General features: G+C 72.2%; 13 protein-coding genes. 3 read left to right on the forward strand and 10 right to left on the reverse strand.

The window, feature by feature from the left end; translation table 11 throughout:
* Positions 1 to 147: 147 nt before the first annotated feature.
* The 5 genes from ACWGKQ_RS16135 to ACWGKQ_RS16155 form a co-directional block, all read right to left on the reverse strand.
* Positions 148 to 2,553: an eCIS core domain-containing protein gene (locus ACWGKQ_RS16135; protein ID WP_453292539.1), complete on the reverse strand. Its 2,406-nt coding sequence runs from the start codon at positions 2,551 to 2,553 to the stop codon at positions 148 to 150.
* A 117-nt stretch (positions 2,554 to 2,670) separates the two neighbouring features.
* On the reverse strand, positions 2,671 to 4,869 hold the full coding sequence (locus ACWGKQ_RS16140) for an ATP-binding protein (RefSeq protein WP_453292540.1): 2,199 nt from the start codon (positions 4,867 to 4,869) through the stop codon (positions 2,671 to 2,673).
* Complete coding sequence (locus tag ACWGKQ_RS16145; RefSeq protein ID WP_453292541.1) at positions 4,866 to 5,564, reverse strand: DUF4255 domain-containing protein; 699 nt, start codon at positions 5,562 to 5,564, stop codon at positions 4,866 to 4,868. Before ACWGKQ_RS16145 ends, ACWGKQ_RS16140 begins: the two co-directional genes overlap by 4 nt.
* Positions 5,561 to 8,572, reverse strand: coding sequence for a hypothetical protein (locus ACWGKQ_RS16150; protein ID WP_453292542.1), 3,012 nt, complete (start codon positions 8,570 to 8,572; stop codon positions 5,561 to 5,563). Before ACWGKQ_RS16150 ends, ACWGKQ_RS16145 begins: the two co-directional genes overlap by 4 nt.
* Before the next feature lie 187 nt (positions 8,573 to 8,759).
* Positions 8,760 to 9,386: a response regulator transcription factor gene (locus ACWGKQ_RS16155; RefSeq protein ID WP_308310926.1), complete on the reverse strand. Its 627-nt coding sequence runs from the start codon at positions 9,384 to 9,386 to the stop codon at positions 8,760 to 8,762.
* 212 nt (positions 9,387 to 9,598) lie between these two features.
* Here ACWGKQ_RS16155 and ACWGKQ_RS16160 point away from each other — a divergent pair, with 212 nt between their 5' ends.
* A complete protein-coding gene (locus ACWGKQ_RS16160; protein WP_453292543.1) occupies positions 9,599 to 10,927 on the forward strand; it encodes a COG1470 family protein in 1,329 nt (442 codons plus the stop codon).
* A gap of 9 nt (positions 10,928 to 10,936) precedes the next feature.
* Here ACWGKQ_RS16160 and ACWGKQ_RS16165 read toward each other — a convergent pair whose 3' ends face one another.
* On the reverse strand, positions 10,937 to 11,308 hold the full coding sequence (locus ACWGKQ_RS16165; RefSeq protein ID WP_453292544.1) for a DUF4280 domain-containing protein: 372 nt from the start codon (positions 11,306 to 11,308) through the stop codon (positions 10,937 to 10,939).
* Between ACWGKQ_RS16165 and ACWGKQ_RS16170 the strand changes: the two genes are divergently transcribed.
* Positions 11,307 to 12,626 carry a glycoside hydrolase family 9 protein gene (locus ACWGKQ_RS16170; protein WP_453292545.1) on the forward strand — a complete coding sequence of 440 codons (1,320 nt, stop codon included), beginning with the start codon at positions 11,307 to 11,309 and terminating at the stop codon, positions 12,624 to 12,626. The genes ACWGKQ_RS16165 and ACWGKQ_RS16170 overlap by 2 nt on opposite strands.
* A 146-nt stretch (positions 12,627 to 12,772) precedes the next feature.
* Here the strand turns inward: ACWGKQ_RS16170 and ACWGKQ_RS16175 are convergent, their stop codons facing one another.
* The 4 genes from ACWGKQ_RS16175 to ACWGKQ_RS16190 form a co-directional block, all read right to left on the reverse strand.
* A complete protein-coding gene (locus ACWGKQ_RS16175) occupies positions 12,773 to 13,882 on the reverse strand; it encodes an FAD-binding oxidoreductase (protein WP_453292546.1) in 1,110 nt (369 codons plus the stop codon).
* Positions 13,879 to 15,132, reverse strand: coding sequence for an aromatic ring-hydroxylating oxygenase subunit alpha (locus ACWGKQ_RS16180; protein WP_453292547.1), 1,254 nt, complete (start codon positions 15,130 to 15,132; stop codon positions 13,879 to 13,881). The genes ACWGKQ_RS16175 and ACWGKQ_RS16180 overlap by 4 nt, the downstream gene beginning before the upstream one ends.
* Before the next feature lie 28 nt (positions 15,133 to 15,160).
* On the reverse strand, positions 15,161 to 17,209 hold the full coding sequence (locus ACWGKQ_RS16185; RefSeq protein ID WP_453292548.1) for an oxidoreductase: 2,049 nt from the start codon (positions 17,207 to 17,209) through the stop codon (positions 15,161 to 15,163).
* A gap of 159 nt (positions 17,210 to 17,368) precedes the next feature.
* Positions 17,369 to 18,151 (reverse strand): IclR family transcriptional regulator, encoded by a 783-nt coding sequence (locus ACWGKQ_RS16190; RefSeq protein ID WP_453292549.1) that lies wholly within the window; start codon positions 18,149 to 18,151, stop codon positions 17,369 to 17,371.
* Between the two features lie 186 nt (positions 18,152 to 18,337).
* Between ACWGKQ_RS16190 and ACWGKQ_RS16195 the strand changes: the two genes are divergently transcribed.
* Positions 18,338 to 19,921 carry an ABC transporter substrate-binding protein gene (locus ACWGKQ_RS16195; protein ID WP_453292550.1) on the forward strand — a complete coding sequence of 528 codons (1,584 nt, stop codon included), beginning with the start codon at positions 18,338 to 18,340 and terminating at the stop codon, positions 19,919 to 19,921.
* The last annotated feature ends 1 nt before the right edge of the window (position 19,922 follow it).

The raw sequence follows: 19,922 nt of genomic DNA on the forward strand, positions 1-19,922 counted from the left end.
ATCGGGGACTGCGCTTCATGTCGGAGCATTCCGTGTGACCGGCCGGGCTCACATGGCTGACCGTCACCTTCCCCGGGCAGCGAAGAGCTGCCCGATGGGGAAGCTCACGGCCGCCGGAGGGGTAAGCCCCGTGCCGTGGCCCAGCGATCAGCGCGGATACGTCCATCCCACGGCCGCGGCCGCTGTGGGGTAGGCGCGGGTGATCACGCGGACGTGGTTCTCCCCGAGGGCTTTCCTCCGCGCGTGGTGCCGAACGGTCCGGGTGTCGAGCAAGGTCTTGAAGTGTTCAAGGATCTGTTTCTGGGTCAGTCCGTTGCCATTCTGCTCGAATGCGACCAATGCGGCCCTCGCCGTGCCTTCGGCGTGCCCGTTGGTGTTGGCCGACTCGAGCGTGGCACCGGGCAGGCTCTCGGTGTAGACGAGCAGGGCGGTGACGACGCTCTGGAGTCTGAGCACCACGGTGACCTCGTCGGCTTCGTTGGCCGCGGCGCCTGCCGCCGTCAGCGCCTTCTTGGCCTCGCTCAGACGAGCCTCACGCTCCTCGCTGAACGGGAACCCCGCAGCGCGAAGCCGAGGCTCGGTGCTGGCGGTCTCCGCAAAGAGCTGCGCCAGGCGCTCCAGGGCCTGAGCAGGCGCAGCATCGCGCACCGCGTTGCGAATCGCATCGACATGGACGACCCACGCGGTGGTGTGCGCCCCCATCGATGTGCCGTACGCGGGCCTGGGCCTGCCTTCCGTGACCAGGTCTCTGATCCGCCCGTCCGCCCCGAGGGTCATCTGCGCCACGAGAGTGCCGACATCGTCGGCGTCGAACGATGCCGTCAGGGAGGAGCTCGTGGAACCGGTCGAGACGTGGCTTGAGGAACTGCTGGAGGAACTGCTTGAGCTGCTTGAGGAACTACGGTCGGCGGCGGTCGAGTTGTCCTCCCCGGCGACGAAGCCCTCCTTCCGCTTGCGCTCGCGCTTGGGCCGGCCGCTCTCCACGTCCATCGTCCTCGTCGAGGGAGTCGGCTCGTCCGGGACGGTCCCGCCGTTGCCTTGGACCACCGCCGCGTATGTCCGACGAGTTGTGATCGCCGATTGCCAGCTTGCCTGATCGTAGGAACGGAGCGATCCATCCGCCCTGCGATTGTTGTTGAGGGCATCGAGTTGGTCGTCGATCTTCCTGATCTTCGCCAGGTAGTCGTCGATGTCCTTCTGCTGACGCTGCCTCAGGAAATACTCGACGCTGCTGTGGATTCCGGCCGCCACCTGGTCCGGATGACTGGCGTTCGGCCACCCGACGGCCAGCACGCCCGGATAGCCCATCTCCACGGAGTACACGTGCTGCCGGATGATCTCTCTGATTCGCTGGTCCGGGGTGAGCCCCGGATCGAGACCCGGCGCGAGGGCCTCCAACCTGGCGGGGTCGGTCTCCACGGCGGCCAGCACCGCGCCCTTCACGTCGAACAGGCCCAGGACGGCATCCTGAGCCTCCCCGGAGTACGTCTCGGCGCTCGTGTCCGAGAGGATCTGCACAAGAGTGGCATGGTGCTTGGCCTCCCCGTGCCCCTTGCCGGCGCCTGACTGGGCCACTTCGTTGGTCTTCAGGGTCGTCAGCGGGATCAGTTCCCGGAACTGCAGGAACGCGGTCACCAACTGCTGGAGCATCGCCAACTGCCGGTCTACGGCCGGATTATCCCCGTTCAGGGTGGCATCCATTTCCGCCGCGGCCTGGTTGACGGCCATCTGGGCGGCCAGCAGACGGTTCCGGTGTTCGTCCGGGAGCCGAGCGGCCATCGCGTAGCCGGGAAGCCCTAGGCAGGCTGCGCACAGCTGGTAGATGTTCGTGGCCGCCTGTTGCGGGGTGTGCCCGACCACGGCACGCCAGACCGCGTGCTTCTGAACCGTGAACGCGGTGGAGTGGTCGCCCATCGTGCCGGAGAAGGGGGAGTCGGGCCGGCCGCCGATCTCGATCCCGGCGACTCTCCCGTCATCTGAGACGTCCATGATCTGGGCGGCGAGACGCTGGATCGCGGGGGCCTCCGGGCCACCCTGGACCGTCGGCCTCGCCGACTGCTCGTGCGGGTGGGCCCGCTGCACCGGTGCCGGCCCGGCCAGGACCCGCCGGGCGTTGTCCTCGGCGGCACGTTCGAAGCGGTCCCCGGGGTCGGATATCCGCAGTCCCGCGCCGTTGTCGGTGCCCGAGACGGGGCCGTGTTCCTGTTGCTGGACGTGGGTCAGCTCGTGGGCCAGCGTGTGCAGGTCCTGCCCGCCCTCGCCGATCACGATGTGGTTGCGCGAGGTGAAGGCCCGAGCCCCGACCTCGGTGGCGGAACGTGCGGCGGCCGGGCCCTCGTGCACCCGCACGGCACTGAAGTCGGCGCCGCCGAAACGAGCCTCCATGTCGGCCCGCAGCGACTCGGCCAGCGGCCGTCCCGGAGACCGGAGGACGTCGGGCACCGTCGACCGTTGCGAGGGGTCCGGTCCGGCGGCCGCATCGTCTTCCTGACGTTGCAGTAGACGGACGACCGCGGCGTTCCCGTAGGCGCGCTGCAGCGCGAGCACCGTCATCGGGCTGAGCCGGGCCTCGGCCCGCGGCGCGGTACCGGAATCGGTGGGGGATGCCGGGCGACGGCCGGGGCGGAGATTCTCTTCACCGTCTCGTGCGTGCAACGTGTCTCCTGAGGATCACGGGAAGGGGGTGGTCCCGCCCGGAGGACCGGCCGGGCCTGTGCCGTTCGTGCCGCTCGCCGGTGTCCGCTCGTGCGGCTGGAACCCGTGCGGCTGGAACCCGTGCGGCGGGAACTCGTGCGGCGGGAACTCGTGGGGGAGGAGCAGGCGGCCGAGCTTGCGGTACTCGCTCTGTACGGCCGCGACCAGATCGGCCATCGCCAGCGGCCGCCCGGCCTCGGCCGCCAGATAGGCGGCGGTCACCGCGCAGGCCCGGATCGAGCCGCCGGCCAGTTCGAAGCGGGAACAGCGGTCGAGGTCGAGACCGTCGCCGCGGGGCAGTTCACGGCCCAGGCAGACGTCCCACAGGGCACGGCGTTGCGCTGCGTCGGGCAGCGGGAAGTCGATGACGACGTCCAGCCGGCGCGTGAAGGCCTCGTCGAGGTTGGCGCGCAGGTTGGTGGTGAGGACCGCGATGCCGTCGAAGGACTCCAGCCGCTGGAGGAGATAGGCGCTCTCCAGGTTGGCGTAGCGGTCGTGGGCGTCCTTGACCTCGGAGCGCTTGCCGAACACCGCGTCGGCCTCGTCGAACAGGAGGATGCCGTTGACCTCGGCGGCCTCGGTGAAGATCCGCTCCAGGTTCTTCTCCGTCTCGCCGACGTACTTGTCGACGACCGTGGACAGGTCGACCACATAGAGGTCGAGCCCGAGGTCGGCGGCGATCACCTCCGCGGCCATGGTCTTGCCGGTGCCGGAGTCCCCCGCGAACAGCGCCAGCACCCCTCGGCCGCGTCCGCCGCCGGGGCGCATCCGCCACGCCCCCAGCACCTGGTCCCGGTGCCGGGCGCGGAGGGCCAGCTCGCCGAGGTTCGCGGCGGTGGCCGCGGGCAGGACGAGGTCGTCCCAGCCGACCGCGGGTTCGATGCGCCGGGCGAGCCGTTCCAGACCGGAGGCGTTCTGGGCGCGGACGCCCGCGCGCAGGTGAGCGGCCGTGACCGGGCCGTCCGTGAGCAGCGACTGCCGGCGCGCCGCTGCCCCGGCCCTGGCGATCTGCTGGGGGGTCAGGGACAGCGGAGCGCACAACCGCCCCACGTCGACGCCGTGGTCGAGCCGGGCTCCGTCGAGGGCCTGCCGCCACAGCGACTCCCGCTGCGCCGGGGTGAGCGGGCCCGCTGTCACCAGCAGCGGGCTGTCCTCGGCCCACCTCGGGTCCCATCCGGTACGGCCGGTCAGCAGCACCGGGACGGGCAGGGCCGTCAGCCGCCGCAGCAGCCGCGAGTGGTCCGGGGTCAGTGCGTCGACCGGGCCCGCCACGACCGCGGCTCCGCGCAGCCGGGCCTCCCTGGCCAGCTCCGTCAGCAAGGGCTCGGGCACGGGTTCGGCGGCGAGCACGGCGAGGTCGAGGTGCAGGGCGGGGCGGGAGGCGGCGGCCAGGGCGGCGGCGGCCAGCGTGGTGGCGCCGCCGCCCGGTTCCTCGCGCAGGTAGGCGAGTCGCGCACCGGCCCGTACCGCGTGACCGAGAGCGCCGGCAGCGGCGGAACCGGCCGCTGGGACGGCCGGCGGCGGGCGCAGCACTCCGCCCAGTGCGGGGTCGGGGGTGTCCTCGCCCAGGAGATGGGCGACGACGCGGTCCGGCACCCGCAGGGCGCGGGAGAGGAAGGGCCGGTCGGTGTCCTCCACGAGCAGCAGGCCGCCGGTGACCAGGGGGGAGCAGGGGGCGAGGCGTGACCGGGCGGCGGAGTGCGGCGGGCCGGACCCGGTGAGTTCCAGGGCGAGTCCGATGCCGGCCCGGCGGCGGGTGACATCGTCGTTGAGGTAGCCGTAGAGCTGCTCGAAGCGGCGGTCCGTCTCCGGGAGGACCGCGATCAGCAGGAGCTCGACGTCGAGCGGGGTGAGGGCGAAGTTCCGGGCGAGGTCCCTGAGGGGCAGTCGGGCGCGTGCCTCCTCGGCCCGGTCCGCTTCGGCCTCCGCCTCCAGCAGCGCGGTGTCCCCGGCCTCCGGCGGACCGCCGGTCGCGTCGCTGAGGATGCGGTCCAGGTCGGTTTCCGACAGGTACAACCCTCGGAAGGGGTCGTCCGGGGCCGGGTCGCCGCCGCGGCGCTGCTCCACGGCGTGCCGGATCCGGCGCTCGACGAGCCGGAGCCGTGCGGTGAGATGGCGCTGTCCGGCGTCGTCCGGCACGGTGACGGGCGATGGTCCGTCGGCTGTGACCGTCATCCCGGTGCCTGCTCCGGCCGGGCACGGCGGCTGACCGTGCCACGCACCCGGCGCACGCCGACGGTGGCTTCCAGGGCGTCCCCTTCATAGCGTGCTCGGCGGAGCTCGGATCGGGTCCGGTCGTCGGTCCGGTCGGAGGTGCGGACCAGCAGGCCGTCCGTGACCGGCGGGCCGACGGGCCGGGGTGCGGCGGACAGCGGCGCCGTCACCACCAGGTCCAGGGAGGGCTTGAGTTCGCCACCGAGGGCCGACCACACGTCGGCCAGTGCTCTGCCCTCGCCGGGCGGCCGCGCGATGGTGCAGGGGACGGTCAGCCCGAGGGCCGCCAGGGAGCCGGTGAGGTGCTCGGCGGGCAGCGAGGGGCGGGCCATCAGCCCGGTGAGCAGGGTGGCGAGCAGCCGGTGCTCGTCCTGGGGTCGGGTGGTCCAGGCGGTGACGAGGTAGGACAGCTCGAACCAGCGGGGCGGTTCGTGGACGGCGACCGTGGTGCCGTCGGCCTTGTATTCGGGCCGGCGGCCTTGCTGGCGGTGGGCCAGGGACTCCCGGAGGTCGTAGAGGAACAGGTTGACGGCGGGGGCGTTGCGGCGGGCCGCCCAGTCCCGGGTGGGTGCGTCGAAGGCGACCTCGACGCCGGCCGGGCCGAGGACTTCGGCGGTGAGCAGCCCGTGGAGGGCCTCGTCGACCTCGTGGATCACCGATCGGCTCCGTTCCGCGAGGGAGCGTCGCCGAACAGCGGCGGGCCCCAGACCGGTTGGGTCACCAGGAAGGGTGTGCTGACCGGGGTGTAGCCGGTTCCGCTCGCGGTGATCGTGCGAGCCCCTGTCTCGTCACCCGGCATGATCAGCAGCTGGGCGGTGAAGCTGCCGTTGCGGGCGGGGACGACGGGCGCGCTCGCGGCGGTGAGCCCGGGTTTCCAGACCAGCCTGACGGGCACGCCCGGCGGGAAGTCACGGCCGCGCACGGACGTCACGAAGCCCGGAGGGCCGACGGCCGGGGCGGCGACGACGGTGGGCTGGAGAACGCGCAGGGTCTGCTGGGCGCGGCTGCTCTTGGGTGCGGGGTCCGGCATGGACGCGGCCGTGACGGACCCGGCGAGGTGGAAGGTGCCGGCCGACGTCGGTGTGACGACCAGCTGGACGGCGACGGACGCGCCGGGGGACAGATCTCCGAGACTGCAGCCGTCGGTCGGATCGCAGCCGAAGGGCCGGTGTGTGACCCGGACGGCCTTCGGGATCACGGGCCGTAGCGTCAGCCCGGTCGAGGTCAGGCCCGCGGGGTTGGTCACGGTGTAGGTGAGGGTGACCGGACCGCCGACGTAGGCCGGGGCGGGTGCGGCGGTGATCCGCAGGGCCGGTGCGGTGGCCGGGTGCCCGCCCGCGCTCACGTTCGCTCCGGCGTGATTGTCACTGAGGTCCGGGTCCAGGACCCAGCCGTCGGTGCTCCAGCTGATCGCGTGGACCCCGGCGGTGTCGCCCGTCAGCCGGGCTGTCACCAAGACCGTCCGACCGACCGTCAGAGAACCGAGAGCGCAGCGGAATTCGGCCGCCCGGCAGCTTCCGCCCGGCGTGCCGAGGGCGGTGAGGTGCAGCCCGGCGGGTACCGCGAGGGTCAGCTCGACACGGGAATCGACGGCGGGCCCCTGGTTGGTCACGGCGATGACGAGGGGGGTGGCCTGGCCCGGCGAGGCGGAGGGCGCGGGCGCCAGCGCCGAGGTGGCCAGGTCGGCGGTCGGCTGCCAGGTGGGTTCCGCCTCCTGCCCGGACCCGGCGTCGAGGGTGCGGACCGACGGGCCGGAGACGGGCGTGACCGCCCCGGAGGCCGGGTTCACCGTCATCAGGTGTGGGGACGGAGTCTCGAAGCGGGAGGCGTCGGCGCTGACGATGATCCTGCTGCCGCCGGGGGACCAGGACGGGGCGCCGCACATGGGCGCGTCTGCCCCGGGCAGGCAGGACGTCGGGGTGCGCACATGGCGCCCGTCCGCGTCCATCAGGCCGATGAGGCTGCCGTCGCCGCTGCGGAACACCAGCCGGCGGCCGTCGGGTGAGTAGGCGGGGAGGTTGTCGCCGTCGCGGTTCTGCCCGGGGTCCTCGACGGCGCTGAGGTCCCGGTCACCGGTCCCGTCGGCGGCGCGCACCGTCCAGATGTGCGTCCGGTTGCCGTCGGCGGTGGGTTCGGTGCGCGCGAAGGCCAGGGTGCGGCCGTCGGGAGAGAAGACCGGTGCCGAGTCCTGGGCCTGGAGCGGCCTGGGGACGGTGTAGAGCGTCCTGCCGTCGGTCGCGTCCACGACGGTGACGGAACTGCCGGGTTGGCCGGAGTCCGGGGTGCGGTGGGCCAGTGCGATCCGGGTGCCGTCCGGAGACCAGGCGGGAAGGGTGTCGTTCTCGTCCGGCGTGGCGGCGGCGACCAGTGGCCGCGGATCGGTGCCGTCCGCCTCGGCGACCCAGACCCGGCACTTCAGCACCTCGGCGTCCCCTTCCTCCACCCTGTCCATCCTGGTGAAGGCGATCCGGCGGCCGTCGGGCGAGTAGCGCTGGCCGTCCTGGCAGTCCGCCGAACGGTCCCGTCCCACGTCGCGCAGGGCCAGTTGGAGGTCTCGCGGGTCGGAGCCGTCCGGTCGCATGTCGGACAGGTCCATCGTGCCGGCCGTGGCGGCGGTGTCCCGGGGGACCAGCAGCTCCGGCGCACCGGGTGCCGGCAGGAACCAGGCGGGCCGGCCGACCTGGCGGTCCTCGGAGAGACGCAGCTGCGGGTCCTGCGACTCGCCGGCCACCGGGACCGGGACGGTGTAGACGCGGTCCATCGTCCTGGTCGGAGGGCCGTCGGGCGGTGCGTCGCTGAGGAAGGCCGCACTGGTCCCGTCGGGGGACCAGCTGCCGGCCTTGGACTCCGCGATGGACGACAGCGGTCGCGCACCACCCGTCCGCACCTGGAGCACGATGATCTGCCGCCTGGTGTCCCCTCCGTCGAGCGGGCTGACCGCGGTGTACAGCAGGCGCTGGTGGGTGGCCACCGGATCCCAGTCGGGCTCGAAGTCGCCCAGGGCGGTGCCGCAGCGCACCGACGGTTCGTGGGTGAGCTGCTGGATGGTGCCACCGGAGGCGTCGACGGTGTAGATCTCCGAGCACAGGTCCCCGGCCCGCGTGGCGCTGAAGCCGATCACGGTCCCGGACGGGTCCCAGGTGGGCCAGGTGTTGTCCCCGGTACCGTCGGTCACCCGGCGCAGGCCGGTCCCGTCGGCGTTCACCACCCACAGGTCGTGCCCGCCGTCGGTCCGGCCGGTCGAGGCGGCGAAGGCGATCCGGTGCCGGTCGGGCGACAGCACCGGATACTGCACCCCGGTGAGGCCCTTCGTGATCTGCACGGGCGCACCGTCACCCTGTCTGATGAACACCTGCGGCTGCGCAGAGGCCCGGAGGCTCGTCCAGACCACCGCGTCACCGCGCGCGGACGGCTCGTCGTCGTAGTGCTGCGGCCCGTCCGGGAAGAGCGGGGAACTGGTCGTGGTGTCAGCCGGGCCGATGACGCCGATGCTGTGGATCTGCGTGCCGCCGTACGCGATCCGGCCCTGGGTGGCCGGGCTGCTGGCAATCGCCGGGCCGCCCCTGTTCAGCACCGCCAGGCTCGCGACCAGGAAGGCCAGTACCAGCAGGACGGCCGGCCTGGCGATCGGTCCATGACGGAAAGGACGAGAAAGACGACTCACCAGCGCTGTCTCCCGGTCGCGGGCCGCCCCCGTCACGACCCGGACGCGAGGCGGGCGCCGCCCGTCGGCGCCCGGAGCATCGTCAGCGATCCGCGGCGCCGCCCCCATGCCGGATCGGGTCGACCCGGAGGCAGCCCGCTTCGGCCCCTTCGGGCAGGCGCGGCGGGACGAGCCCGGCCCGCGGGCGTCAGAGCAAGCCCTCCCGCAGGGCGTACGCCACCGCGTGGGAGCGGTTTCGCAACTGCAACCGGCTGGTGATGTTGTACAGCACGTTCTTGACCGTCCGCTCCGAGTACGACAGCTGGGCGGCGATCTCGTGCGTGGCACGCCCCTCCGCAACCAGCCTGAGGATCTCGATCTCGCGGGCGTCCAGAGCCGAGAAAGGCGCGCCGCGCGTGTCGGCGAGCTGCCGCTGGAGACGGCTCGTCTGGTTGAGCAGCCGCCCCAGCAGGTCCGGGGGCAACGTACCCTCGCCCCGCGTGGCGGCGATGATCGCCTGGGTGAGGCGGGTCGCGGTCGCCTCACCCCGCCGTACCAGCCCGACGACGCCGCACTCGACGGCCGCCGCCAGGCCGGAATCCGCCATCCGCGACACCACCAGGACCACCCCGGCCGAGGGCCTGCGTCGGCGCAGGGCGCGCAGCCCTGTCACCGTGTCGGGATCCATGCTCTCGGCCACCACCAGGTGGACGGCCGCCTGCGACTCCTGGTCCGTATCAAGCACCCGAAGCTCAGGGCACATCCGCAGCTGGCCGACGACACCGGACAGCGAGATCGGATCCTCGGCATGAACGAGGACGGCGACACGTTCCACGATGCTCCTCACAAACGATGGGCGGCTGCGGCACAGGGCTGTGCCGGGGCACGCCAGTTCGTGGACCGGGCCGCCCGCAGCCGGGGGACGCCCATTGTCCGAAGGAGACTTTCCATCCACCTAACAAGGACCTAACGACCAGGCCAGAGTGCCTCGGAGGCTTCCCCTTCCGCCGGTGTGCACGGCGCACGCCCTGCCTACATTCGGCCCCCATGACCGTCACTACCCACCTGGACCCGCCCTCCGTCTCCGTAGCACCGGGCGGCGAGCAGCAGGTCACCGTACGGATCCGCAACGAGGGTGACATCGTCGAGTCCTACCGGCTGGAGGTCGTCGGCGACGCCTCAGGCTGGTCCGAGGTCGAGCCACCGGCCCTTTCGCTTCTCCCCGGCGACAGCGGTACCGCACGTCTCACCCTCCGTCCGCCGCGTTCCCACGACCTCCACGCGGGCCTGCTGCCCTACGCCGTGCGGGTACAGCCGTCGGAGCGGGCGGACGGCACAGTGGTGCCCGAAGGAACCATCGACGTCCTGACGTTCGACGAGCTGGAGACGCAACTCCTGCCGAGAACGGTGAGCGGGCGGCTGCGGGCCCGCTCCCAGGTCGAGATCCGGAACCGGGGCAACAGCCGGGCGAAGGTCCGGCTCACGGCCGAGGATCCCGCCGAGCGGCTGGGGATCGCCCTGAAGCCCGCCGCGATCGACCTGGAGCCCGGTGAGCTCCGCTATGTCTCCCTGACCGTCCGCTCCCGTCGGCGTATGTGGCGTGGAAAGGTCAAAGCCCATCCGTTCGAGGTCAAGCTGACCGCCGACGAGGGTCCGGACGGCCGTCCCACGGTGCTCGCCGGCACGTACGAGCAGCTCCCCGTCGTCCCGGGCTGGGCATACGTACTGGCCGCCGGAGCGGCGGCAGCGGCGGCACTGTGGTTCGCGGCCGTCAGGCCGGCCGTCAGCTCCGCCGCACGCCAGTCGGTCGCCGCCGCGGTCAAGCAGGCCGTGCAGCAGGCCGTCAGCCCGACGGCCGCGCCCCCCGGAGCGTCGGCCCAGCCGGCCGGTGGCAGCAGCCCGTCGGCCGGCTCGCAGAGCGGAGGGACGGCCGCGGCCGAGGCGGGGGCCGGGGGTTCCGCCGGCGCAACCGGCTCGGCGGGCGCCGTCGGGGTCCCGAACGGACAGTATTCCAAGACGCTCAGCATCAGCGTGACCAAAGGAGACCAGCGCGATGCCACCTTCACGGTCCCGTCCAACCGCTTCCTGCTGCTCACGGACATCGTCGCGTACGCACCACAGGGCGACGAGGGAACGCTCACGGTGAGCATCGACGGCCAGCAGGTCATCTCGCTGGCGCTGGAGAACTTCCGGGACCACGACAGCCCGTGGGTGACACCCATCCAGGCACCGCCGAAGAGCCAGATCGTGCTGTCCGTGGCGTGCCGCAAACCGGGTACGCCGGCCGACGCCTCGGCCGCTCCGGCGTGCGCGGAGTCGCTGGTCGTCAGCGGCACCTCGGTCACACCGCCCGCCCCCACCAGCACGTCAGACTGACCGGCCCGGCTACCCCGCGACCTCGGTGCCGGTCTGGCCGGGCGAGACGATCTCGATCACACCCTTCCACTGGCACCTGCACTTCGAGGAGTCCGTCAGCGCCGCCTTTCCACCGATCAGCACCGTAGCCGATACGGGCGACCAGGGCTGTTGTACCGCGGGCAGGCACGGTACGGTCACCTTCGCCAGCTTGACGAGCGGGTTGTCGGTACTCGTGCACAGGCCGAGCGGCGGGATGTTCGCCATGGGCGCGCAGTCCGCGACGGTGGCGATCGGCAGAGGACCCACCAGGGCCGGGGCCGCGGGAACGATCAGTGGAAACGGCCCGCCCAGCCCCAAGGAGCACTTCAGTTCCGCTCCCGTCACAACCAGTTCGCCCATGGTGCACGCCCTCCGAGATCCGACTGCGCTTCGCGGGCGGAACCCGGTCCCGGTCCACCGCGCCCGACCGCACGGTCCGACCGCGGAGTCAGGGAATACGACGACAATCTCCCGGCCCGCCGGTGCGGCGAAGGAGGTTGGGGGCAGTCCCAAGGGCACAGCGGCACAGCCCCATCGGGCGGTGCGCGGCGATCCTGGAGGACCACCCGGGCGGAGACCGCGGCCGGCTCGCCGGACAGCCGAGCACCACGCCCGGCGGTCGGCACGCGTCCACGGCTGCGCTGACGGGCCGTCAACTCCACTTCCGGTTCAGGAAGAACGACAGCCCGTCGTCCCCTCGGCACCGGGATCGGTACCCGATGACGCGCCGCCCGCCCACCCGTACGGCTGCCCGTGCCACGCTGCCGTTGTCCGCCGTACCGGAGCCACAGGAACACCCGTCCCCTCACCGTCCTCGTCGACGACGTGGAGGCCGCCTCGACATCCAGCACACCCGGACCCCGACGAACCGCTCTTCACCGCCTTCCCGAGCGCCTTCTACCCCGAGGACTCCTGGCAGGACGACCTGGAGTTCGCCGCCGCCGAACTGGCCCTGGCGGCAAGGGATGTGGAGGACGACCGCGAAGGTGACTGGACGGCCGACGCGGCCCACTGGGCCCGTGCCTACCTGGACTCCGACGTCAAGGGCACCCTCGACGTCGCGGACGTCAGCGCACTGGCCCATGCCGACCTGGCCCTCGCCCTGGACGGCGCCCGGACGGGCGGCGTCGGGGAAGCCGACCTGTACCGGGACCTGCGCCGTCAGCTGGACGACGGCGTCGACCGCGCCGGGCACGACCCGTTCGGCGCCGGTGCGGTCTACGACGACTTCGACGCCGTACCGCACACCTTCGGCCTGGTGGCCACCGCCCGCCTCTACGCCAAGGCCACCGAGGACACCCGCTACGAGGCCTTCGCCGGCCGGCAGCGCGGCTGGGCCCTCGGCGCGAACCCCTGGGGGACCAGCTTCGTGATCGGTGCGGGCGAGGTCTACCCGCACTGCCCGGAACACCAGCTGGCCAACCTCCGGGGCAGCCACGACGGCAAGGGCGCCATCCTGCGGGGCGCCGTGGTCAACGGGCCCAACGCAGCCGCGAGACTTACGGAGTTGAACACCTTCCCCACCATGAAGAAGTGCACGGCCGCCCCGCCGGCCGGAGCCTGGACGGACTTCGACGGCAAGGGGTCGCGGTACGTGGACGACGTCGGCGCCTGGCAGACCGTAGAACCATCCTTGGACTTCACCACGACGGCACTGCTGGCCTTCGCGCTGACGTAGGCGTCCCTGGCCGAAGCGAGGCGATGGGGAATGCCGGAGTCAGCTGCGGTTCTTCTCGATGACTGGAAGAAGGCCCCCGGCCACCCTGGTGGTGGTGTTTGCGGTCAGCCAAGGAGCGCCTGTTCGGTCGAGCCGTCGCCGGGCGGTCAGGCGTCCACGACGAGGTTCTCGCGGGGTCGGGAGCAGCAGAGGAGGATCTTGTTCTGGGTGATCTCGCGCGGCCGGATGCCTCCGTTGTGCCGCATGTCGACTGAACCGGACAGCAGGGTGGTCTTGCAGGTGCCGCAGATTCCCTGGGCGCAGGAGGCGGGCAGGGAGAGGCCGGCCCGGGAGGCGGCCGCGAGGAGGGAGGTGTCCGCGTCGCAGGTGAGGGTGCGTCGGCTGCGGGTGAACTCGACGGTGAAGACGCGTCCTTCGGTGGTTTCTCCGGTGCCGGTGCCGGTGCCGGTGCCTGTGACGGGTTCGGCACCGGCCGCCGGTGGCGCGTCGATGGCGAAGCTCTCCTCGTGGTAGCGGTCCATGGCGAACCCGGCCGTCGCGAGCAGCTGGCGGACGGCGGCCATATAGCCGGCGGGGCCGCAGGTGAAGATCTCCCGCTGCCGGAAGTCGGGGGCGATCTGCCGGAGCATGTCGAGGGTCAGCCGGCCGCGGTGACCGCCCCACGGCTCGGTCGGGCCGTCCTCCTCGCAGACGTGCACCACCCGGACGGTGGGGGCGGTGGCGGCGATGAGGTCGAGTTCCCGGCGGAAGAGGATGTCGGCGGGGGTGCGGGCGCTGTGGACGAACACCACGTCGGCCGGGTGCGCCAGGTCGTACAGGGCCCTCGTCATGGCCATCACCGGTGTCGCGCCACTGCCGCCGGACAGGAACAGGTACTTCGGCGCGGGGTGCCGGGCTAGGGTGAAATCCCCGAGCGGCCCCCTCGCCCGCACCGTGTGTCCGGGTCGCAGCCGGTCGTGCAGCCAGTTGGACACCAGGCCGCCCGGCACCCTCTTCACGGTGATCGCGACCAAGTGGGGGCGGGTCGGGGGCGAGGAGATGGTGTAGCACCGCTCGACGGGCCGGCCGTCGATGTCGACGGTGAGGGTGAGGAACTGTCCGGGGTCGTGGTGGAAGAGGCGGGGCTCGGGGGGCTGGAGGACGAAGGTCCTGACGTCGGGGGTCAGGGTGTGGACCTGCTTGCAGACCAGCAGGCCGCCGGGGTCCTCGTCGGTCCAGGAAGGGGTGCCGGCCCAGGCCGGGAGCGTGTCGGTCATGGTGCCAGGTGCGCCTTCAGCCGGGTCGTGTACCAGTTGACGAACGCCTCGACCTGGTACTCGGTCGGGCCGTAGGGGCCGGGCCGGTAGGCGGGGCTGCCGATGCCCTGCTGGGCGCGGGCGACGAGGAGCGCGTCCTGGTCGTTGGTGGCCGTCCACACCCGGGTCAGGCTGTCGAGGTCGTAGTCGGCCCCCTCGACCGCGTCGGGGTGCACCAGCCAGGTGGTGCGGACCAGGGTGCGGTCCGGTGCGAGCGGGATCACGGAGAAGGTGATCGCGTGGTCGGAGAGGAAGTGGAACCAGGCGTTGGGCTGCAGGTGCATCGACAGGCGGCCCAGGCGGGGCGTGCGGAAGTCGGCCAGCAGGCGCTTGCAGGCGGCCGTACCGTCCTCGGTGAAGGACTCGCCCGCGCCGTCCAGCGGTTCGCGCTGGATGCGGAAGCCGGTGGTGCGGGTGTCCAGTTCCTCGATCGCCTCGTACGGCAGGCCCAGTGACTCGTACGTCCTGCGGGACTCGGCGTCGGCCTGGAGATAGCGTTCGTACGCCGGCCGCAGCACCGGCGGCACGTCCTGCTCGGCGTAGCCGTACACGGGGAAGAGGGAGCACTGGAGCTCGGGGTGGCCGCCGCAGTGGTAGCACTCCCGGTTGTTCTCCATGGTGAGTTTCCAGTTGCCGTTCTCCACCAGGTCGATCTGGGCGGCCACCTTCGCCCGGCGCAGGCCGTGCGGCAGGATGTACGGCTCGATGCGGGCGGCCACCTCGTCGAAGTCGGCGGGCGGTTCCTCGGCGAGGCAGATGAAGACCAGGCCGGCGACCGTGCGGGCGTGCACACTGCGCAGACCGAAGCAGGACGGGTCGAAGTCGGCCGGCTGGGACTCCGCGTGCAGCAGGCGGCCGTCCACGCCGTAGGTCCAGCGGTGGTAGCCGCAGACGATGTTGCCCACCGAGCCGCGCGCGTCGTTGAGTATGCGGGCGCCGCGGTGGCGGCAGACGTTGTGGAAGGCGCGTACCTCCTCGTCGTCGTCCCGGACGACGACGACCGAGTACGGCCCGAGGGTCACGGTCACGTAGTCGCCGGGCTCGGGGAGTTCGGCCTCCGCGGCGACGAACAGCCAGTGCCGGGCGAAGACCGCCTCGATGTCGAGGTCGAAGAACTCCCGGCTCGTGTAGAAGGGTGCTGCCAGACTCCGGCCGACGGGACGGCGGGTCACGAGACCGGCCAGGTCCGTCGCGGGGGCGAGTGTGCTCAACTCGATGTCTCCAGAGGGTCGGTGCGGGTCAGACCGGCAGGCACAGGCGCAGCGCGTCGTAGACGGCGGCGTGGATGTTGCGTCCGGCGACCGCGTCGCCGATGCGGAACAGCCGGTAGCGTCCGGCGTCGTTGCGGACCACCGTCTGCTCCCGGTGGTCCAGCAGGGCGCGGTGGTCGATCTCGCCGAGATTGCTGGATCCGGGCAGCAGTTCGCGGTACAGCTCGTCCGCGGGCAGGGTGCCGTGTTCCACGATCACGTGGTCGACGGTCAGTTCGGTGTCGGTGCCGGTGTAGTCGCTGTGCAGGGTGGCGGCCAGGCGGCCGTCGGGGGTGCGGCGTACGGCGCGCAGTCGCCTGGCGAGGGTGGTGGTCACGCCGTGTTCCGCGAACACCTTGAGGTACGCGGGGGAGTTCATGCTGCCGACGTCGGGGGCGAGGGTGCGTTCCGGTGTCACGAAGTGCAGGCGGGCGCCGGACGGGGCGAGGACCTCGACGGCGTCGAGTGCGGGGTAGCCGCCGTGGTCGTCGTAGACCAGTACCTCGCCCCGTGGCCGCAGTGAGCCGGTGAGCACGTCCCAGGTGTCGGCGACCAGGTCCTCGCCCGCGTCGAGGAAGGACCGGTCGGGCATGCCGCCGGTGGCGACCACGACGAGGTCGGGGTGTTCGGCGAGTACGTCGCGGGACTCGGCGTACCGGCCGAAGCGGAGGTCGACACCGTGGTGCTTGCACTCGGCGACCCGCCAGTCGACGATGCCGAGCAGATCGCGGCGGCGCGGGTTGGACGCGGCGAGCCGGATCTGGCCGCCGGGGAGGTCGCCGGCCTCGAACAGCACGACGTCGTGGCCGCGTTCGCCCAGGACCCGGGCGGCCTCCAGACCGGCCGGGCCCGCCCCGACGACAACGGCCTTCCTGCGGTGGCCGGTTGTGGCCGGGACGGTGTGGGGCAGTTGGAGCTCCCGGCCGGTCGCCGGGTTGTGGACGCACTTGGTGTCGCCCGAGTCGTAGATCGCGTCCAGGCAGTAACTCGCCCCGACACAGGGGCGGATGCGGTCCTCACGGCCGCCGGCGATCTTGGCGACCAGATGGGGATCTGCGATCTGGGCGCGGGTCATGCCGACCAGGTCCAGCAGCCCCTCGCGCAGCGCGTACCGCGCGGTGGCGGGATCGGCGATCCGGGCCGCGTGCATCACGGGCACCCGCAGCCGGCGCCGGACCTCGCCGGTGAACTCCAGGAACGGGCCCAGCGGGGTGCCGATCGGCGGGATCGTGCGGACCAGGGAGGCGTCGCTCTCGATGGAGCCGTGGATGGTGCTGACGAAGTCGATGCCGTCGTCGGTGAAACGCTCCGCGGCCACCAGGGCGTCCTCGAAGGTCAGGCCGCCCGGGCGGTCCTCGTCCAGCATCAGCCGGATCCCGACGACGAAGTCCGGGCCGACCGCCTCCCGCACCGCGCGGATCACCCGGCGCGGGAAGGACATGCGGTGCTCCAGGCTGCCGCCGAGGTCGTCGTCGCGGTGGTTGGTGGTGGGGGAGAGGAAGCTGTCCAGGAAGTGGCCGTAGGCCTCCAGCTCGATGCCGTCGAGGCCGGCCTCGCGGCAGCGCTGTGCCGCGGCGGCGTAGTCGGCCGTGACGCGGTCCAGGTCCCAGGCCTCGGCGGCCTTGGGGAACGCCCGGTGCGCGGGTTCGCGCAGCGGGGACGCGGAGAGCACCGGCAGCCAGTCGCCGGCGTAGTTGCTGGTACGGCGGCCCAGGTGGGTGACCTGGCACATGACCGCCGCTCCGGCGTCGTGCACCTCGTCGGTGAGCCGGCGCAGCCACGGCACGATGTCGTCCCGGTACAGCAGCAGGTTGCCGAAGGCGGGCGGGCTGTCCGGCGAGACCACGGCGGAGCCGCCGATCATGGTCAGGCCGACGCCGCCGCGTGCCTTCTCGACGTGGTAGGCGCGGTAGCGGTCCTTGGGCAGACCGTCCTCGCCGAAGGCCGGTTCGTGGGAGGTGCTGACCACCCTGTTGCGCAGGGTGAGGTGCTTGAGGCGGAAGGGCTGGAGCAGGGGATCGACACTCTGGGAGGGCATGACCACTCCTCGGGAAGCGGGGTGCCGACGGCCGCGGCAGAGCTTCGGTGGCTGCGCGGCAGCGTCGGACGTATCGCATTGCGAAACAGATTCGCGATGCGAGACAAATGGTGAGGGTGTCGGCCCGCGGCCGTCAAGAGCCGATCCGGGGGGTGTCGGTCAGTCGTGCTTGCGGTGGCCCTGGCGCCAGGAGATCCGGGCGCCCGCCTCCCGCACCCGCTCCGCGAGGGCCGGCACGGTGTCGTCGTTGACGCGGAAGGCCGGACCGGAGACGGTGACGGCGGCGACGATCCGGCCGTCGGGGGAGCGGACCGGCGCGGCGATGGCGGCCAGCCCGATCTCGTGCTCCTCCGACGTGGTGGCGTAGCCGCGCTCGCGGACCGTCGCCAACTGCTCCTTCAGGCGCGCCGGTTCGGTGATCGTGTGCGGGGTGTACCGCGCGAGCCCCCGCCCCAGCACCTCGTCGGTCTCCTTCTCGGGCAGGTAGGCCAGGAAGACCTTGCCCGCGGCGGTGGCGTGCAGGGGGCTGCGCTTGCCGACCCAGTCGATGCTGGCGATGGTCGCGCCGCCGATCTCCTGGTCGATGGTGATCACTTCGATGCCGTCGTGGATCGCGAGGTTCACCGTCTCGCCGACGGCGGCGGCCAGCTCCCGGCAGACCGGCCGGCTCAGCAGCGACAGGTCGCTCTGCCGTCCGGCACCCGCGGCCAGCTCGACCATGCCGAAGCCCAGGCGGTAGCGGCCGCGCTCGGCGTCCTGCTCGACGAGGCCGCGCGACTCCAGCGTGGCGAGGAGCCGGAAGACCGTCGCCTTGTGCAGGCCCAGCGTCCCGGCGATCTCGGTGACGCCGGACGGGCCGTGCCGGGACAGCGACTGGAGGATCGACACCGCGCGGTCGACGGACTGCACCGAGGTGTCGCGGGGCCTCCCGTTGCTGGTCATGGTGCAAGGATAGCCAGCCGCACGGCCGCCCTCCCGGCGCCCGGCGCCCCCGCCGGACCGGTTACGGATCCGTTTCCGCGGTTAATTTCCGGTCCCGAGGCTTGGCGGGAAACCGCCGTATGGCTATCGTTCACGCACTCCACTCAATCGTTCCGCTGAACGAATAGCGAGAAGGACGGTCGGCCCATGACCGACACCCACCACCCAGGACGGCGGTCTTTCCTCGCCGCCGGTGCAGCCGGTGCCGCCTGTCTCGGTGCGTCCTGGCTGCTGTCCGGATGCTCGGGCGCGGCGTCCGGCACGGTGCTGCCGGCGGCGGCGCCGAAGGGCACGCCCGACCGCGGCGGCACCCTCCGGATCGCCCGCCCGCCCGCCTCGGACGCCGAGACCCTCGACCCCGCGAGCTCCCTGTCGGCGTACGAATACCTCGGCGCCCTCTACAACCGCCTGGTCCGCGTCGGCAGCGACGGCGACCTCGCCCCCGACCTCGCCGAGTCCTGGGAGACCGACGCCAAGGCCCGCACCTGGACCTTCCGCCTGCGCAAGGGCGTCACCTTCCACGACGGCCGCGCCTTCACCTCCGCCGACGCCGCCTACACCCTGCGGCACATCCTCGACAAGGCGACCGCGTCCCCGCAGGCGGCCGTCCTCGCCCCGCTCGTCGACCCCGAGACCCTGCGCACGCCGGACGCCCACACGCTCGTCGTCCCGCTCAAGTCCCCGAACGCCGAGTTCCCCAGCCTCCTCACGCACTACAACTGCTACGTGGTCCCGGACGGCAGCGCGAAGTCGATCGGCCGCACCGGCATCGGCACCGGCCCCTTCAAGCTGGAGTCGTTCGCCCCCGCCGGTCCAGGGCGCGTCACCGCCTACGCGGACCACTGGGCCGGGCGTCCCGTGCTGGACGCGATCTCCTTCTACTCCGTGGCGGACATGTCGGCCCGCGCCAACGCCCTGCTGGCCGGCCAGGTCGACCTGCTCTCGCAGACCAACCTCGACTTCGCGACGGCCCGGGTGGTCGCCGCCTCGGACCGCGCCACCGTCGCCCGGGTGAAGAACGCCCAGTGGTACGTGCTGCCGATGCTCACCACCGACAAGCCCTTCACCGACGTACGCGTGCGGCAGGCGATGAAGCTCGCCTACGACCCCGAGCACGTGGTGAAGGTCGCCCTCCAGGGCGCCGGCACCGCCGGCTGGGACAACCCGGTGCCGCCCGACGACCCGCTGCACATCTCCGCGCACCCCGCGCACGACCCCGAGCAGGCCCGCCACCTGCTGAAGCAGGCGGGGCAGGAGGGGCTGGCCGTCGACCTCTACACCTCCGCCTACGACCCGCTGCTCACCCCCATGGCGCTCGCCTACCAGGAGTCCGCCAAGCGGGCCGGCATCCGCATCCGGGTCAAGACGGCCGCCGCGGACTCGTACTACACGCAGATCTGGATGAAGAAACCGCTGATGGCGACCTACTGGTACACGGGCCGGCCCGTCGACCAGCTCTTCACCCAGATCTTCCGCAGCGGCTCCTCCTACAACGAGACCGCGTGGTCCGACAAGGACTTCGACGCCGTCCTCGACCGCGCCCGCGCCGAGACCGACGCCACGCGGCGCCGCGAACTCTACGGCCAGGCACAGAACCTGGTGATCGAGAAGGGCGGGGCGATGACACCGATGTTCGCCGACCGGCTGGTCGGGCTCTCCCGCAAGGTCCGCGGATACGCCGAGCACGGCTTCGAGTTCGACTACCTCGGCATCGGCCTGAAGGGAGCCTGAG

The sequence above is a fragment of the Streptomyces sp. NPDC054770 genome (assembly GCF_053611985.1).

What these genes read in the sequence shown, in the direction of transcription:
- ACWGKQ_RS16135 (WP_453292539.1), bottom strand. Translation starts at nt 2,553, where the DNA reads ATGACGGTGCTCGCGCTGCAGCGCGCCTACGGGAACGCCGCGGTCGTC.
- ACWGKQ_RS16140 (WP_453292540.1), bottom strand. Translation starts at nt 4,869, where the DNA reads ATGACGGTCACAGCCGACGGACCATCGCCCGTCACCGTGCCGGACGAC.
- ACWGKQ_RS16160 (WP_453292543.1), top strand. Translation starts at nt 9,599, where the DNA reads ATGACCGTCACTACCCACCTGGACCCGCCCTCCGTCTCCGTAGCACCG.
- ACWGKQ_RS16170 (WP_453292545.1), top strand. Translation starts at nt 11,307, where the DNA reads ATGGTGCACGCCCTCCGAGATCCGACTGCGCTTCGCGGGCGGAACCCG.
- ACWGKQ_RS16165 (WP_453292544.1), bottom strand. Translation starts at nt 11,308, where the DNA reads ATGGGCGAACTGGTTGTGACGGGAGCGGAACTGAAGTGCTCCTTGGGG.
- ACWGKQ_RS16175 (WP_453292546.1), bottom strand. Translation starts at nt 13,882, where the DNA reads ATGACCGACACGCTCCCGGCCTGGGCCGGCACCCCTTCCTGGACCGAC.
- ACWGKQ_RS16185 (WP_453292548.1), bottom strand. Translation starts at nt 17,209, where the DNA reads ATGCCCTCCCAGAGTGTCGATCCCCTGCTCCAGCCCTTCCGCCTCAAG.
- ACWGKQ_RS16190 (WP_453292549.1), bottom strand. Translation starts at nt 18,151, where the DNA reads ATGACCAGCAACGGGAGGCCCCGCGACACCTCGGTGCAGTCCGTCGAC.
- ACWGKQ_RS16195 (WP_453292550.1), top strand. Translation starts at nt 18,338, where the DNA reads ATGACCGACACCCACCACCCAGGACGGCGGTCTTTCCTCGCCGCCGGT.